Origin of the sequence: Streptomyces sp. NPDC016845 (genome assembly GCF_044332585.1) — a bacterium.
Classification (GTDB): Bacteria; Actinomycetota; Actinomycetes; order Streptomycetales; family Streptomycetaceae; genus Streptomyces.
Window position 1 is genome coordinate 98,426 of record NZ_JBIRPI010000003.1, and the last position, 14,897, is coordinate 113,322.

A 14,897-nucleotide genomic window follows, 5' to 3' on the forward strand; every position below is an offset into this window, starting at 1 on the left:
TCCGAGCGGTGTATTGAAAGTGACGAAGGCGCGGAGGAGCCGCGGCGGTAAATCGGACAGGACGGGTGCGTCACATGGAAGCCTGCGCGCGAGAGCGAGAGCGAGAGCGAGAGCGAGAGCGAGAGCAAGAGCGGGTGCGAGTACGAGTACGGATGCGGGATTCAGCTCGCGCCACGCAGCAATTCAGAGATTCAGCCGACGCGACAAGTCGGAGCGGAACACCTGCCGGGGGTCCATCCGTGCCCGCAGCGAGCGGAAATTGTCCAGACGCGGATACATCGCGGCAAGCAGTTCGGGGCGCAGCCGGGAGTCCTTGGCGAGATAGACGCGACCGTCCGCGGCAGCCACCTCCTCGTCGAGTTCGTCGAGGAACAGGGAGAGCTCCGGAAGGTGGGCCGGGATGTCGAGAGCGAGGGTCCAGCCCGGCATGGGAAAGGACAGCCAGCCCGAATCTCCGTCTCCCAAGCGCTTGAGTACCGCGAGAAAGGAAGGGCAGCGGCGATCCGAAATGCGCTGCACGATGCGCCGGAGCGCCTCTTCTTTTCCATAGCCGATGACGAACTGATACTGCACGAAACCGCCGCGCCCGTAAATGCGGTTCCAGTGCGGAATGCCGTCGAGGGGGTGGAAGAATGTCGACATTTTCTGGATCTCGCCGACACGCGAAGCGGGGGCCTTGCGGTACCACAACTCATTGAACAGACCGACTGTCGTCCGGCCCAGCAGACCTCCTGGAAAGACGGAGGGAGCGGACGGGAGCCGGCCGGGCCGGAAGGCGAGCGGCTTGCGACGGGTGCGGGCAGGCAAGGCGTCCAGCGGGGCGTGATCCCCCCGGGTCAGGACGGAGCGGCCCATTGCTGTCCCGCGGGCCAGCAGGTCGATCCAGGCGACCGAGTAGCGGTAGCGGTGATCCGTGGCGGTGAGCCGGGCCAGTAGATCGTCGAGGTCGGAGGCCCGTTCCGTGTCGACGGACATCAGCGAGGTCTCGACGGGCTGCAGCTGCACCGTGGCAGTGAGGATGACGCCGGTCAGTCCCATGCCGCCGACGGTGGCGTCGAAGAGTTCGGTGCCGCGCTCGACGATGCGGATCTCACCGTCGGCCGTGAGGAGCTCAAAAGCGAGGACGTGGCGAGAGAACGATCCGGAGACGTGGTGGTTCTTGCCGTGGATGTCGGCGCCGATCGCACCGCCGACCGTGACGTAGCGCGTGCCCGGAGTCACTGGCACGAACCAGCCGAGAGGGAGGAGCACTTCCATCAACCGATGCAGGGAGACACCCGCGTCGCACAACACGGTGCCGCCGGCGGCATCGATGGCATGGATCGCGTCGAGCGCGGTCATGTCCAGGACGGCGCCCCCGGCGTTCTGTGCCGCGTCACCGTAGGCGCGGCCCAGACCACGGGCGATGCCGCCCCGGTGGCCGGGGAGAGCGCATTCTCCGATCGCCGCCACGACTTCCTCGTAGGAGCGGGGCCGCACCAGGTACGCGGATGTGGGCGCCGTCCGACCCCAGCCGGTGATGGGCGCCGTGTCGTAACCGGGAGTCCACGCAGGGATCGATTCCGAGGCCGGGCGGGAAGCGGCGTCGGCAGATGCAGAGGGGAGCGAGACGGAAGTCGCTGCCGGGACCGAGGGAGAGGTCGGCGCAGCCGAGGTGGAAGGCGAAGGGTTGAGCGCGGTTGCGGTGGGAGCGAGGGGTGAAGGGGCGGCGACAGGTGCGGGCGCGGAAGTGAGGGCGGGTGCGGAGTCGGCAGCCATGTGCGAAACCGTATCGCTCCGAATAGGAGAATTCACTCTAAAACTAGTGATCTCTCCACGAAACGGGTGATTCAGGGGATGTCGCTATGAATAGCCAACAATATGAGTGGTCGGGGACTCAGGGTGAGCCACATGGACGACATGGACCGTCGATTGCTGTCGGCACTGCGCGACTGTGGCACCGACCGGCGCGTGGCCGGGGCGGCGCGTGCACTGTCCTGGGCGGGTGAGCATGCGGCGTTGTGGCTGGTGGTGGGGCTTACAGGTGCCGCGGCCGATCGTGAGCGGCGTTCGGCATGGTTGCGCGGGACGGCTCTCACGGCCGGAGCGCATCTGGCCAGCATGGGAGTGAAACGGGTGGTGCGCAGGCCGAGGCCAGGCGGGCAAGCGGGGGCGGAACCGCTGGCGCGGACGGCGGGAAAGCACTCGTTCCCCAGCTCGCATGCGACGTCGGCGGCCGCGGCGGCAGTCGCGTACGGGGCGCTGAGGCCGGTGGGGGCGCAGCTGGTGCCGCCGTTGGCAGCCGCGGTGTGCGTCTCACGGATGGTCGTCGGTGTGCATTACCCCTCCGATGTCGCGGCGGGCGCGTTGCTGGGCGCGGTCACAGCTCGGCTCGGGGCCCGCTGGATGGCCGGGGGTGGAGTGCGGTGACGGAGCGAGTGGGGCGAGCGAAGCCGGTGGAGCAGGTGGGGCCGGTGGAGGGCGGCAAGCCGCCGTGTGGGGGAGGGCGAGGTGCGGGGCGTTTCGAGGACGGGGACAGGGCCGACGGGTTGGAGGGCCGCGTAGTGGGCGGTGAGGGCCGGGATGAGAGGGCAGGGGGTGAGGAGGACATGGGGGTGAGTGAAGGTGCAGCGTGGTCTGCCGGGGCGGCGCGTAATGCTGGGGCCGGCACCGCGGTGCTGGAGCGGCCGCCTGGGCAGGTCGCGGCGGGTGCCGTTGCGATGTCGGTCGCATTGCCGGTCGGGTTGTTCTGGACGGCCAGGCCGAAGCAGTGGGTGAAGAACGTCCTGGTGGTGGCCGCTCCGGCTGCGGCAGGCGAGTTGTTCGCACCGGACGCGCTCGTGCAACTGGCGGTCGTCTTTGTTTTGTTCACGGCGGCGGCCTCGGCGGTGTATCTGATCAATGACGCGCGGGACGCGGAGGCGGATCGGGCGCACCCGTTGAAGCGGCATCGGCCCGTGGCGGCGGGGCTGGTTCCGGTGCCGGTCGCGTATTCCGTCGGCGGGACGTTGGCCGTGCTCGCGCCGGCTGGGGCGGTGGTGCTGTGCAATGCGGTGACGGCGGCGTTGCTGGCCGCCTACGTCGGGATGCAGTTGGCGTACTGCATCAGCCTCAAGCATGTGCTGGTCGTCGACCTGATCGTGGTGACCACCGGGTTTCTGATGCGGGCGATGGTCGGGGGACTCGCGCTGAGGATTCCGTTGTCGCGCTGGTTTCTGATCACTACGGGGTTCGGGGCGTTGTTCATGGTCTCGGCCAAGCGGTATTCGGAGTCGGTCCAGATGGCTGGCAGAGCGGGCGCCACGCGGGCGCTGCTGACCGAGTACACGACGGGATACCTGCGCTTCGTATGGCAGTTGGCTGCAGGGGTGGCTGTGCTCGCGTACTGCCTGTGGGCGATGGAGGAGGGAGGGGGCGCGGACAGCAGCTTGTTGCCGTGGCGGCAGTTGTCCATGGTGGCGTTCATCGTCGCGGTGCTGAGATACGCGGTCTTCGCCGACCGGGGCACGGCGGGCGAACCGGAGAACGTGGTGCTGCGGGACCGGGCGCTGGCGGTGATCGGGCTCGTGTGGCTGGCGATGTATGGGCTCGCGGTCGTGGGTTGGTGAGCAACAGGGGCATGGGCCGGGCCAGAGGTGTGGAGAAGACCAGGGGTGTGGTCCGGGCCAGAGGTGTGAAGGGGACCAAGGGTGTGGACCGGGCCAGAGGTCTGGAGAGGACCAGGGGTGTGGAGAGGGCAGAGGAAGGGGGCGGGGTGTGGTGGCGGGCTTGAGGGGAGTCATGCGCGAGAGGCGTCGGCTATTGGGGGAGCGGCTCCGGGTGTTGGGGCCCGAGCTGGTGGGTTTCGCGGCGGCTGGGGTGTGTGCGTACGCCGTTGACCTGGGGCTCTTCGTGTGCCTGCGCGGGGCGGCGGGGATGGATCCGATCTCTGCCAAGGCCTTGTCGTTCGTCGCCGGTTGCTCGGTGGCGTACGTGGGGAACGCGCTGGGGACGTACCGGAAGAGGGTGACGGGGGCGTCGCGGCTGCGGCAGTACGGGGTGTTCTTCGCGGTGAATGTGGCGGGGGCGTTGGTGCAGGTGCTGTGCATCGCGGTCTCGCATTACGTGCTCGGCTTCACGTCGCCGCGGGCGGACACTGTCTCAGGGGCCGGGGTGGGGATGGCTCTGGCCACGGTGGTGCGGTTCTGGGGTACTCGGACTCTGGCCTTCGGTACGAAACCGAGTGGGAGGCCGGCTGACGAGGAGCCGACCGCGGCGCGACGAGTTCGATCGGGCGTGCCGGTTGAACCGGTCGGACCGGTCGGACCGGTCGATCAGGGCAGGCGGGGATCATGGATTGGCTGAAGAGACTTCCCGTAGTCGGGCCGTTGTTCGCCCGGCTGATGCGGACCCATGTCTGGAAGGCCTACGAGCGGCTCGACGAGGTGCTCTGGTCGAGGCTGGCGGCGGCGATGACGTTCATCAGCTTCCTGGCGCTGTTCCCGCTCATCACCGTGGGCGCGGCGGTCGCGGCGGGGGCGCTTGGGCCGGGGCAGCAGCGGAAGTTCGAGGAGAAGATCAGCGAGCAGGTGCCGGGGATCGCCGATCAGCTGGATCTCGGGGCGCTGATCGACAATGCGGGGACGATCGGGGTGGTGGCCGGCGCGTTGCTGTTGTTCACCGGTGTCGGCTGGGTCGGGTCGATAAGGGACTGTCTGCGGACGGTGTGGGAGTTGCCGCAGGGTGACGAGAACCCGATTCTGCGCAAGCTCAAGGATGCTGGGGTGTTGGTGGGGCTCGGGGGTGCCGGGCTCGCCTCGTTGGTGGCATCGACCGTGGCGTCCACGGCAGTGGGGTGGTCCGCGGATCACCTGGGAATCGACAAGGAGGGGTGGGGCGGGGCGCTGCTGCAAGTCTTCGCGTTCGTGATCGCGGTGGCGGCGGACTTCCTGCTGCTGTTGTACGTGCTGACGTTGTTGCCAGGGGTGCAGCCGCCGCGGCGGGATCTGCTCAAGGCGGGGTTGATCGGTGCGGCGGGGTTCGAGCTGCTGAAGCTGTTGCTCGGCGGGTACATCAAGGGGGTAGCCGGGAAGAGCATGTACGGGGCGTTCGGTACGCCGGTCGCGCTGATGCTGTGGATCAACTTCACGGCGAAGCTGGTGCTGTTCTGCGCGGCGTGGACCGCGACGGGGCGCGCTGCCGCGCGGGAGCGGGATGGGGAGAGCGCCGAGTTGGAGGGGGCGGTGGGTCCCGCCGGTCTGGAAGGTGGTGCAGGGGCCGCCGGAGTTGCGGACGCCGGTGAGGTTGGTGGTGGTGAAGTTGGTGGTGGTGAGGCTGGTGGTGGCCATGGTGGTCGTGGCGCGCGGAAGGCTGGAGGGAGTTCCCTCGCTGCTGGGGGCGGGGCCGACCGGGAGTCCAGAGCCGGGGCGTGACCGACGGTGAGGGGGCAGGGTCCGGCTGGGTGGGCTTGAACTGCAGACGCTGAAGGTGCGGACCGGCCGGGTCGCCGGGTCACCTCGGCCAGCCGCCAGCCGCCAGCCGCCAGCCGCCAGCCGCCAGCCGCCAGCCGGCCTGGGCGGTCAGCCGGCCTGGGCGGTCAGATCGCTCGGCAAGCCGCTACAGCCCTGGCCCAGCAGACTCAGCCCAGCAGGACCAATCCGCCTGGTTACGACAAGGGGTCCGGCTAGCCGCGACAGCCCTGGCCCAGCAGCCTCAGCCCAGCAGCGCCAAGCGGCCTCAGCCCAGCAAAACCAATCCGCCTGGTCACGAGGCACGAGACACAAGGCACGACACACGACAGGAGGCTCGCCAAGCCGGGACAGCCCCGTCCGGCAGCCTTGCCCCAGTAGGCCGATCCGCCCCGTCGGGGCAGGGCGGAGCTAGTGGGCGAGGGGAGCGGCTCGGCGGGGTTGAGGGGAGGGGGGAGTTACGGCTTAGACGTGCGGGTGGGCCACTTCTTGCGGACTGTGAAGGCTGCGGCGGCCAGGACGAGGAGGGCGCCGGCGGTGATGGCCAGGGCGATGCCGATGCCGCTGGAGCGGGAGGCGGAGACCGCGGCGCGGGTGGCCGGCTTGGTGGGTCCCGCGTCGCCCTGGGAGCCGGCGGAGGCGCTGGGGGAGGCGGCGCTCTTCGGGGGGACGAGGGTGCCGACGGGGGTGACCTTGCCGTCGGCCTGGAAACCCCAGTCGAGGAGGCGGGCGGTCTCCTTGTAGACCGCGTGGCTCTCCTTCGCGTCGGGGTGCATGACGGTGACGAGGAGGACCTTGTTGTTGCGTTCGGCGACGCCGGTGAAGGTGGCGCCGGCGTTGGTGGTGTTGCCGTTCTTGACGCCGGCGATGCCCTTGTAGGCGTCGAGGCCCACGTCGCCGGTGAGGAGGCGGTTGGTGTTCTGGATCTCGAAGCGGCTGGTCGTCTTCCCCTTCTTCTGCGCCTCGGGGAACTTGGCGGTGGCCGTGGCGGCGTACTCGCGGAAGTCCGCCTTCTGCAGGCCGGAGCGGGCGAAGAGGGTGAGGTCGTAGGCGGAGGAGTACTGGCGGGGGGCGTCGTAGCCGTCGGGGCTGATGACGTGGGTGTCGTTGGCCTGGAGCTCGTCGGCGTGGGTCTGCATGTCCTCGACGGTCTGGGAGACGCCGCCGTTCATCGCGGAGAGGACGTGCACGGCGTCGTTGCCGGAGCGCAGGAAGACGCCGAGCCACAGGTCGTGGACGGTGTAGGTGAAGTTCTCCTTGACGCCGACGAGGCTGGAGCCCTCGCCCATACCGTCCAGGTCGGAGGGGATGACCTTGTGTGTCGTGGTCTTGGGGAACTTGGGGAGGAGCGTGTCCGCGAAGAGCATTTTGAGGGTGCTTGCGGGGGGCAGCTGCCAGTGCGCGTTGTGTGAGGCGAGCACCTCGCCGGATTCGGCGTCCGTGACGATCCAGGACTTGGCGGTCAGGTCCTTCGGGAGGACGGGGGCGCCGGATCCGAGGTTCACCTGGGTGCCCGACTTGCCGAGCTGCGCGCCGCCGATGGTCGACATGTCGGCCGGGGGACCGGCCTTGCCCGAGGCGCTTTCCGTCGGCTTGCTGTCCGGGCTGTCCGCGGCGGACGCGGGCAGCGCGGCTGTCAGGGACAGCGCGGAGACCGTCAGCAGGGCCGCGGAAGCCGCCAGCAGCCTGGAGCGCGACGAGTACGGAGAGCGCGGTGGGTACGGCGAGTTCGACGCGTCCGACACGTGCGGCACATATGACGTGTCCGACGAGTATGACGAGTACGACGCATGGGAGGCAGGCACGGTCGGAAACGTACATGTACCCGGCCCGTAAGTCTTCGCCGAGGTGTTCTGTGTCTCTCCGGCCCCACCCCGGCGGCGGTGTGCGACGGCGGCTGACGATACTGAACGTATGAAGCTCAGCCGTCCCGTCTCCTGGTTCCTGCTCGCCTTCGGGGTGTGGAGCTGGATCATCTGGATCACTTTCGTCAAGAACCTGTGGAAGGACGGCAGCGGCCTCGCCTTCGACGACGCCGGTGACCCGACGGCGTACTTCTTCGTGCATCTGACGCTCGCCGTCGTCTCCTTTGTCTTGGGGACGGTGGTCGGAGGTATCGGGTTCCGTGGAGTGCGCGCTCTGCGGCGCACCTCGGCGACCTAGCGGGCCACAGCACGGACTTATCGGCAATAACGAGCGAAGCGGGTGGGCGGGGTCATGGTCGTTGTCTTTGTGCTGGTCGGCCTTGTGGTGCTCGCGGCCTTCGCCGGGCTGCACTACTACGCGTGGCGGCGGCTCGTGCGGGACACGACCGCGGGGCCCGGATGGCCGAGGCGGCTGGGCACGGTGGTGTTCGTCGCCGGGCCGGTGCTGATGTTCGCGGCGTTGATCGCGGAGCGGGCCGGGGCGCCGTTCCTGTTGCAGCGGATTCTGGCGTGGCCGGGGTTCCTCTGGTTGGCCTTCGCGCTCTACTTGCTGCTTGGCCTGCTGGTGGGGGAGGTGGTGCGACCGTTGCTGCGGCGCGTGTTCGTGCCCGAGGTTCCTTCAGCGGAGCTTGCGTCCATTACTGCCGACCCCGCTGCCGCCGGGCCCGCTGCCGCCGACCCCGCTGCCGCCGACCCTGTAACCCTGGCCTCCGCCCCTGAGAGCGCCGACCACACCGCCCCCGCTCCGACCGCCCCCGCTCCGACCGCCCCCGCTCCGACCGTCCCACGCGCCCCGACCCGGCGGCTGGTGCTCGCTCGTTCCGTCGGGGCCGTGGCCACCGTCGCGGCCGTCGGCGTCGTGGGCAATGGGGCGTACGGCGTGCTGCGGGGGCCGAAGGTGAAGCGGGTCACCGTGCCGTTGGCCAGGCTGCCGCGCTCGGCGCACGGGTTCAGGATCGCGGTGGTCAGCGACGTCCACCTCGGGCCCGTGCTCGGGCGGGGGTTCGCCGAGCGGGTCGTGCACACCATCAACTCCACGCAGCCGGATCTGATCGCGGTCGTCGGGGACCTGGTCGACGGGAGCGTCGAGGACCTCGCCCCCGCGGTCGCCCCGCTCGCCGGGCTGCGCGCGCGGCACGGCACCTTCTTCGTCACGGGCAACCACGAGTACTTCTCCGGTGCCGAGCCGTGGGTGGCGCATGTGCGGGAGATCGGGTTGCGCCCGTTGGAGAACGCCCGGGTCGAGATGGGCGCCTTCGACCTCGCCGGGGTCAACGACATCAGCGGCGAGAACCACGACGACGGGCCCGACTACGCGAAGGCGCTCGGTGACCGGGACAGATCCCGCGCCGCGGTGCTGCTCGCGCACCAGCCGGTGATGATCGACGAAGCGGTGCGACACGGCGTCGATCTGCAGTTGTCAGGGCACACGCACGGCGGTCAGCTGTGGCCGGGCAACCTCGTCGCCGACGCGGCCAATCCGACGCTCGCCGGTCTTGAACGGTACGGCGACACCCAGCTCTACGTCAGCCGCGGCGCGGGCGCGTGGGGACCGCCCGTCCGGGTGGGGGCGCCGTCCGACATCACGGTCGTCGAACTCGCCTCAAAACAGGCCTGAGAACGCGCATTCCTCCTGCACGTCGGCAAACTGTCCGAATAGTGGTGTGGGGAAAGTGAGCGCAGTGACACACACAGTTGCCTTCACGCTGCATTATGTGTCGAACCTGTGTTCACTAGTGGAGGAGGTGGCTACGTGTGTTGCGGCGCAGTGCGTTCAGACTGCCCCGACACCCGGCCTCGGTGGGGGTGGCGCGGCTGCGCGTGCGCGATCATCTCGCTGTCTGGGGCCACACGGAACCGGCCGACGCGCTCGACGCCGCGATACTGCTCGTCTCCGAGCTGGCGACCAACGCGATCCGGCACGGGCCCGCGCGCGAGCGGGAGTTCGAGATCGCGGTGACCGTGCTCGCGGACGGCTCGTGCTTCATCGAGGTGTCCGACGAGTCCACGGCCGATCCCGAGATGCGGCCGCCGCGCTCCCCCGACGACGAGAGCGGTCGCGGCCTGCACCTGGTCGACGCGCTCGCCGAGGCGTGGGGTGTGTGGCATCGGGGCCGTTACGGCAAGACGGTCTGGGCGCTGGTGCGTTCCTGACCCTGCTCCACGGAGCCGGGCCCTGCCCCCGCCCTCTCCGCACCTTCCGCTCCGGGCCGCGCATCCGTGCCCGTGCCCGTCCCCGTCCCCGTCCCCGTGCCCGTGCTCGTGCTCGTGCTCGTGTCCGTGCTCGTGCCCGTTCCCGGCCCCGCCCCCGGCAGCGTCACCGTCACGCTGAGCCCCGCCCCCGGGCTCGTACGCACCGCGACCTTCCCGCCGTGCGCCTCCACCACCCCCTGCACGATGGCCAGACCGAGTCCGCTCCCCGCGGCGCCCCCGGCCCGGAAGAACCGGTCGAAGACGCGCGCCGCGTCCTCCGGTGCGAGCCCCGGGCCCTCGTCCGCGACGACGAGGCGTACCGCCCCGGAATCGGCCGGCGCCCGTGTCACGGACACCGAGACGGGAGTACGGACCGGCGTGTGCACCCGTACGTTGGTGAGGAGGTTGCCCAGGACCTGGCGCAGCCCAGGCTCGTCGGCGCGGACGAGTACCGCCCCTTCGGCGGCGACGGTCACCGGGCGTTCGGGCTGCTGCACCCGCAGGTCGTCGGCGGCGTCCCGGGCGAGGCGGCTCAGGTCGACGTTGCGCAGACGGAGTTCGGGCCGCTGGTCGAGGCGGGCCAGGGTGAGGAGCTCGTCGACGAGACGCTGCATGCGGTCGGCCTCGGCGTTGACCCGTCGCCAGGCGCGGGCGCGCTCCTCGGGGTCGCGGAGCATCCCCTTGTCGTAGAGCTGGAGGTAGCCGCGGAGAGCGGCGTACGCAGTTCGTGCGAGGCGTCGGCGACGAAGCGGCGGAGCTGGGCGGCGCTGCGTTCGCGCGTGTCGAAGGCCGATTCGACCTGGTGCAGCATCGAGTTGAGGGCGATGCGGAGTTGTTCGGTCTCCTGGACGGGCGCGCGGCGCGAGGGCACGCGCCGGGTCAGGTCGCCCTCGGCGATGGCTGAGGCCGTCTCCACCATGTCCTCCAGGGGGCGCAGGCGGCGCCGCGTGCCGAGCAGCGTGGCCACCGCGAGGAGCAGCAACAGCGCGGCGCCGAGCGCGAGATCGAGGCGCAGCGCCTTGTGGACGGCGGACTGCACGGCGCCGGTGGAGGTCGCCATCAGGATGGTGGTGTCGTCGGCGAGATGGGCGCCGACCAGGCGGTACGGGTCGCCGCCGAGGTGCAGGTCGCGGATGCCGGTGTCGCGCGCGAGGGCGGCGGGGTCGTCGACGGCGGCGGCCAGTTCGCGCTGGCGGCCGGTCGGACGGAGGGCGCCGACGGGGACCGGTTCGCCGTCCTTGTCCACCGCGACGAACACCGACTCGGACCGGGGGAGAGAGCCCGCCGGGCCGGTGGTGCCCGGTGACATCTTGTCCAGCGCGATGCCCAGCTGGCTGAGGGCCTGGACCTGTTTGAGGGTGATCCCGGTCCGCTGGATCGAGGTGCGGGAGGCGCGCAGCTCCTGGTCGACGTTGTCGAGAAGGTAGTGGCGCATGCCCATCAGGCTGACGGCGGTGGCGGCGACGATACCGAGGGCGAGCAGCACCACGTTGGCCAAGGTCAGCTTGGCGCGCAGCGAACGCGTCCACCGGCGGGGGTGCCTCACAGCGTCGCCAGCCCGTACCCCACGCCGCGCCGGGTCGTGATCAACGGCGGGCCCAGCGCGTCGAGCTTGCGGCGCAGGTAGCTGATGTACGTCTCGACGACCGTGGACTCCGCTGTTGCCGCGTGCTCGAACTGCCATACGTGGCGCAGGAGCTGTTCCTTGGGCACGATCCGGCCACCGTTGCGCACGAGGAAGCGGAGGAGCGCGTACTCGGTCGGGGTCAGGCGGACGGCGCGGCCGTCGCGGTGGACGGTGTACGTCACGTCGTCCAGTTCGAGGTCGCCGTAGGTGAGCGGGGGCCGCTGCGGCAGGACGTCCGCCGGGCGGGTGCGGCGCAGGACGGCGTGGAGGCGGGCGACGACCTCGTCGATGTTGAACGGCTTGGTGATGTAGTCGTCGCCGAAGCCGAGCGCGCCGACGACCTCGGCGGGCGCGTCCCGGGCGGTGAGGAAGACCAGGGCCAGTTCGGGGCGGCGGGCGCGCAGCTCCCGGCCCAGGGCGCGGCCGTCGCCGTCCGGCAGCATGATGTCGAGGAGCGCGGCGTCCGGCCGGGTCCGTTCGGCGAGGGCGAGGGCCTGGCGTACGGTGCCGGCCGCCATCACCTCGAAGCGGTGGTAGCGCAGCGCGATGGTCAGGACGTCGGCGATGCTCGGCTCATCCTCGACGACGAGCACGGTCGCGGAACCGGCCCCGACCCCGGCCCTGGTCCCGGCCCCGGCCCCGGCCCCGGTCCCGGCCCCGGTCCCGGCCCCGGCCCCGGCCCCGGTCGTGGAACCGGCCTCCGGCGCGGAGCCCGCATGCTCAGCCCCGACCCCGGCCCAGGTCGTGGAACCGGCCCCGGTTGCGGAACCGGCCTCGGCCTCGATCCCTGCCCCGGCCTCCGGCGCGGAACCCGCATGCTCAGCCCCGACCCCGACCCCGACCCCAGACCCGGCCCTGACCCCGGCCCCGCCCCCCGGCGCGGAGCCCGCGCGCTCAGCCGGCTTCGTCCCCAGGCGCTCGTCCCTGGTCGCGGAATCGCCCCCGGCACAACCCCTCGCACCGTCCCTGTCATCGGCACTCATACCCCAAGTATCCGCGCGCCCCGCCCCGGCAGGGCCCCGCGCTCCTTGGAGTTCCTTGAGAGTCATGGCCGCGCCACGGCGGACGGCGGGCCGTCGGCGGATGCTGAGGTCCGCACAGGTCCATGCCTCGGGGGACGCGGACGCATCGACAAGGAGCGAGCAACGTGACGGCATTGGCACGGTGGTGCTACAGGCACCGCCTCGTGGTCCTGCTGCTCTGGCTGGGGGCGCTGTTCGGCCTCGGGGCCACGGGCACGGCGGCGGGCACCGACTACGCGAACGTCTTCTCCCTCCCGAACACCGACTCCAAGACGGCGTACGACGAGATGACGAAGGCGTTCCCGGAGCGCGCGGGCGACACGGACACGATCGTCTGGAAGACCCCCGACGACGGGGGCTCCGTACGGGACCGGGCGGTACGGGACCGGATCGAGCCCGCGCTGGAGGACATCGCCGCGATGAAGGGCGTCGGCGAGGTCACCAGCCCGTACGGGACGGGACCGGGCGCGGCGGCACAGATCAGCAGGGAGGACGGCGGCACCATCGCCTACGCCCAGATCACCTTCACCCAGCAGGCCAACGAGGTGCCGAAGGACCTCGTGCAGGACGTCGTCGACCGTGCGCGAGCGGCCGAACAGGGCGGGCTGCAGGTCGAACTGGGCGGTCAGGCCATCACCCGGACCCAGGAGCCGCCGCAGGGCCTGTCCGAGGCGGTCGGCGTCGCGGCGGCCGCGGTCGTGCTCTTCCTGGCGTTCGGCTCGCTGTTCGCGATGGCGCTGCCGATCGTCGTCGCGGTGATGGGCGTGGGCACGGGCCTGATGTCGACGGCGCTGATCAGCCACGTCACGGACGTCCCCGAGGTCGCCCCGCTGCTCGGCTCGCTGATCGGGCTCGGCGTCGGCATCGACTACGCCCTGTTCATCGTCACCCGCCACCGCAAGGGCATCGAACGCGGCCTCGCCCCCGAGGAGTCGGCGGTCCAGGCGCTCAACACCTCCGGCCGGGCCGTACTGTTCGCGGGCGGCACCGTCTGCGTCGCGCTCGCCGGGATGCTGGTGATGAACCTGCGCTTCCTCGACGGCGTCGTCATCGCCACCTCCCTCACGGTCGTGCTCTCGGTCCTCGCCGCGATCACGCTGCTGCCCGCGCTGCTCGGCGTTCTCGGCCCGCGCGTGCTCAGCCGCCGCAGGCGCCGTCGCCTCGCCGCGCAGGGACCGGAGCCGGCCGAGCCGATCGGGCTCGCGGCGCGCTGGGCGGCGTACGTGCAGAAGCGGCCGAGGACGATCGGCGCGGCGGCGCTCGTCGTCATGCTGGTCCTCGCGATCCCGGTGCTCTCGCTGCGCCTGGGCGCCACCGACCAGGGCAACCACAAGACCTCGACCACGACCCGGCAGGCCTACGACCTCCTCGCGGAGGGCTTCGGACCCGGCTTCAACGGGCCGCTGCAGGTTGTCATGGCGGACGGCGCCGACGCGTCGGGCCTGGTCGCCCGGATCCGTACGACCGAGGGGGTCGCGCAGGTCGCGGCGGCGCCGCCCGCGCACGGCGTCTCGGTCGTCCAGGTCGTACCGACGACCTCACCGCAGTCCGTCGAGACGGACGAGCTGATCGACCGGCTGCGCGAGGAGGTGATTCCGGCGGCCGGGGTGGAGGCCCATGTCGGCGGTGTGACCGCGGTCTTCAAGGACTTCGCGGCGGTGACCGGCGACCGGCTGCCGTACTTCATCGGCACGATCATCGCGCTCGGATTCCTGCTGCTGCTCGTCGCGTTCCGCTCGCTGGTGGTCCCGCTGACGGCGGCGCTGATGAATCTGATCGCGGCGGCGGCCTCGTTCGGCGTGCTCGTCGCGGTCTTCCAGTGGGGCTGGGGCGCGGAGGCCCTCGGTCTCGGCAAGGAGGGGCCCATCACGGCCTTCCTCCCGGTCATCATGTTGTCGCTGCTCTTCGGCCTCTCCATGGACTACCAGGTGTTCCTGGTCAGCCGGATGCATGAGGAATGGGTGCATACGAAGGACAACGCGCGGGCCGTACGGGTCGGCCTCGCCGAGACCAGCCGCGTCATCAACTGCGCCGCGTTGATCATGGTCTGCGTCTTCTCCGCGTTCGTCCTCAGCGGCGACATGGAGGGCGCGATGGCCGGCATCGGGCTCGCGGCGGCGGTCGCCCTGGACGCGTTCATCCTGCGTACGGCGCTGGTGCCGGCGGCGATGTTCCTGCTCGGCCGGGCCAACTGGTGGCTGCCGCGCGGCCTCGACCGGCGCCTGCCCCATCTCGCGGTGGAACCCCGCGAGACACCGGCACCGGCACCGACACCGGCCCGGGCATTGGCACCGACACAAGCACCGGCACCCCATCCGCTGACAGCCGAGAAGCCGCCCGGGGCCACCGTCGTCCACGGCTTCCTGCGCACCCCGGACGGCGACCCGCTCGCCGGGGCCGCGGTCACCCTGGCCGCAACGGACGGCCGCCCGCTCGACCGCGTCGAGTCCCTGGCCGACGGCTCCTACATCGTGGCGGCCCCGGCCCCGGACACGTACGTCCTCAGGGTGACCGCGCCCGACCGGAACGCCGACTCGCTCGAACGGCGCGTCACGGTCGGCGACGAGCCCCTGGTGTACGACGTGGAGGTGTCGACGGACGCGGACCCGCGCGCCGGCGCCGTACGCTGACGCGGGCTACGAGGCTACGAGGCTACGAGGCTACGAGGCTACGAGGCTACGGGGTCACGGGGCCACGGACGGGG

Annotated in this window: 11 protein-coding genes and 1 pseudogene; 8 read left to right on the forward strand and 4 right to left on the reverse strand. The window is 70.9% G+C overall.

Annotated elements, in window-relative coordinates; all coding sequences use genetic code 11:
- Nucleotides 1-183 precede the first annotated feature (183 nt).
- Nucleotides 184-1,758 carry an FAD-binding protein gene (locus tag ACH4RC_RS10755; protein WP_398198077.1) on the reverse strand — a complete coding sequence of 525 codons (1,575 nt, stop codon included), beginning with the start codon at nt 1,756-1,758 and terminating at the stop codon, nt 184-186.
- 132 nt (nt 1,759-1,890) lie between these two features.
- Between ACH4RC_RS10755 and ACH4RC_RS10760 the strand changes: the two genes are divergently transcribed.
- From ACH4RC_RS10760 to ACH4RC_RS10775, 4 genes are all read left to right on the forward strand, one after another.
- Nucleotides 1,891-2,409 (forward strand): phosphatase PAP2 family protein, encoded by a 519-nt coding sequence (locus tag ACH4RC_RS10760; RefSeq protein ID WP_398198078.1) that lies wholly within the window; start codon nt 1,891-1,893, stop codon nt 2,407-2,409.
- A 290-nt stretch (nt 2,410-2,699) separates the two neighbouring features.
- A complete protein-coding gene (locus ACH4RC_RS10765; RefSeq protein ID WP_398199145.1) occupies nt 2,700-3,587 on the forward strand; it encodes a decaprenyl-phosphate phosphoribosyltransferase in 888 nt (295 codons plus the stop codon).
- 172 nt (nt 3,588-3,759) lie between these two features.
- Complete coding sequence (locus ACH4RC_RS10770; RefSeq protein WP_398198080.1) at nt 3,760-4,323, forward strand: GtrA family protein; 564 nt, start codon at nt 3,760-3,762, stop codon at nt 4,321-4,323.
- The gene (locus tag ACH4RC_RS10775; protein ID WP_398198082.1) at nt 4,311-5,390 is read left to right on the forward strand and encodes a YihY/virulence factor BrkB family protein; all 1,080 of its coding nucleotides are present in this window, start codon (nt 4,311-4,313) and stop codon (nt 5,388-5,390) included. The genes ACH4RC_RS10770 and ACH4RC_RS10775 overlap by 13 nt, the downstream gene beginning before the upstream one ends.
- 494 nt (nt 5,391-5,884) lie before the next feature.
- On the opposite strand, the gene ACH4RC_RS10780 is transcribed toward ACH4RC_RS10775, so the two are convergent.
- Nucleotides 5,885-7,402, reverse strand: a complete 1,518-nt coding sequence (locus ACH4RC_RS10780; protein ID WP_398198085.1) for a D-alanyl-D-alanine carboxypeptidase — start codon at nt 7,400-7,402, stop codon at nt 5,885-5,887.
- On the opposite strand from ACH4RC_RS10780, the gene ACH4RC_RS10785 reads away from it, so the two are divergent.
- From ACH4RC_RS10785 to ACH4RC_RS10795, 3 genes are all read left to right on the forward strand, one after another.
- Complete coding sequence (locus ACH4RC_RS10785) at nt 7,341-7,589, forward strand: SCO4848 family membrane protein (RefSeq protein ID WP_398198087.1); 249 nt, start codon at nt 7,341-7,343, stop codon at nt 7,587-7,589. The two genes, ACH4RC_RS10780 and ACH4RC_RS10785, sit on opposite strands and share 62 nt — an antisense overlap.
- A 54-nt stretch (nt 7,590-7,643) precedes the next feature.
- Nucleotides 7,644-8,969 (forward strand): metallophosphoesterase, encoded by a 1,326-nt coding sequence (locus ACH4RC_RS10790; RefSeq protein WP_398198089.1) that lies wholly within the window; start codon nt 7,644-7,646, stop codon nt 8,967-8,969.
- Nucleotides 8,970-9,106: 137 nt separating this feature from the next.
- Nucleotides 9,107-9,505 (forward strand): ATP-binding protein, encoded by a 399-nt coding sequence (locus ACH4RC_RS10795; protein WP_398198091.1) that lies wholly within the window; start codon nt 9,107-9,109, stop codon nt 9,503-9,505.
- A gap of 155 nt (nt 9,506-9,660) precedes the next feature.
- On the opposite strand, the pseudogene ACH4RC_RS10800 reads toward ACH4RC_RS10795, so the two are convergent.
- Nucleotides 9,661-11,090, reverse strand: a pseudogene (locus ACH4RC_RS10800) (ATP-binding protein); the annotation flags it as partial.
- The gene (locus ACH4RC_RS10805) at nt 11,087-11,764 is read right to left on the reverse strand and encodes a response regulator transcription factor (protein WP_398198093.1); all 678 of its coding nucleotides are present in this window, start codon (nt 11,762-11,764) and stop codon (nt 11,087-11,089) included. The gene ACH4RC_RS10805 and the pseudogene ACH4RC_RS10800, both read right to left, overlap by 4 nt.
- Nucleotides 11,765-12,327: 563 nt before the next feature.
- Between ACH4RC_RS10805 and ACH4RC_RS10810 the strand changes: the two genes are divergently transcribed.
- Nucleotides 12,328-14,823 carry an MMPL family transporter gene (locus tag ACH4RC_RS10810; protein ID WP_398199147.1) on the forward strand — a complete coding sequence of 832 codons (2,496 nt, stop codon included), beginning with the start codon at nt 12,328-12,330 and terminating at the stop codon, nt 14,821-14,823.
- Nucleotides 14,824-14,897: the final 74 nt, after the last annotated feature.

Coding starts and splice junctions, on each gene's coding strand:
- ACH4RC_RS10780 (WP_398198085.1), bottom strand. CDS start 7,402: ATGATCCAGCTCCACACCCCGAAGGCGAGCAGGAACCAGGAGACGGGA.
- ACH4RC_RS10760 (WP_398198078.1), top strand. CDS start 1,891: ATGGACGACATGGACCGTCGATTGCTGTCGGCACTGCGCGACTGTGGC.
- ACH4RC_RS10775 (WP_398198082.1), top strand. CDS start 4,311: ATGGATTGGCTGAAGAGACTTCCCGTAGTCGGGCCGTTGTTCGCCCGG.
- ACH4RC_RS10785 (WP_398198087.1), top strand. CDS start 7,341: ATGAAGCTCAGCCGTCCCGTCTCCTGGTTCCTGCTCGCCTTCGGGGTG.
- ACH4RC_RS10755 (WP_398198077.1), bottom strand. CDS start 1,758: ATGGCTGCCGACTCCGCACCCGCCCTCACTTCCGCGCCCGCACCTGTC.
- ACH4RC_RS10790 (WP_398198089.1), top strand. CDS start 7,644: ATGGTCGTTGTCTTTGTGCTGGTCGGCCTTGTGGTGCTCGCGGCCTTC.
- ACH4RC_RS10765 (WP_398199145.1), top strand. CDS start 2,700: ATGTCGGTCGCATTGCCGGTCGGGTTGTTCTGGACGGCCAGGCCGAAG.
- ACH4RC_RS10770 (WP_398198080.1), top strand. CDS start 3,760: ATGCGCGAGAGGCGTCGGCTATTGGGGGAGCGGCTCCGGGTGTTGGGG.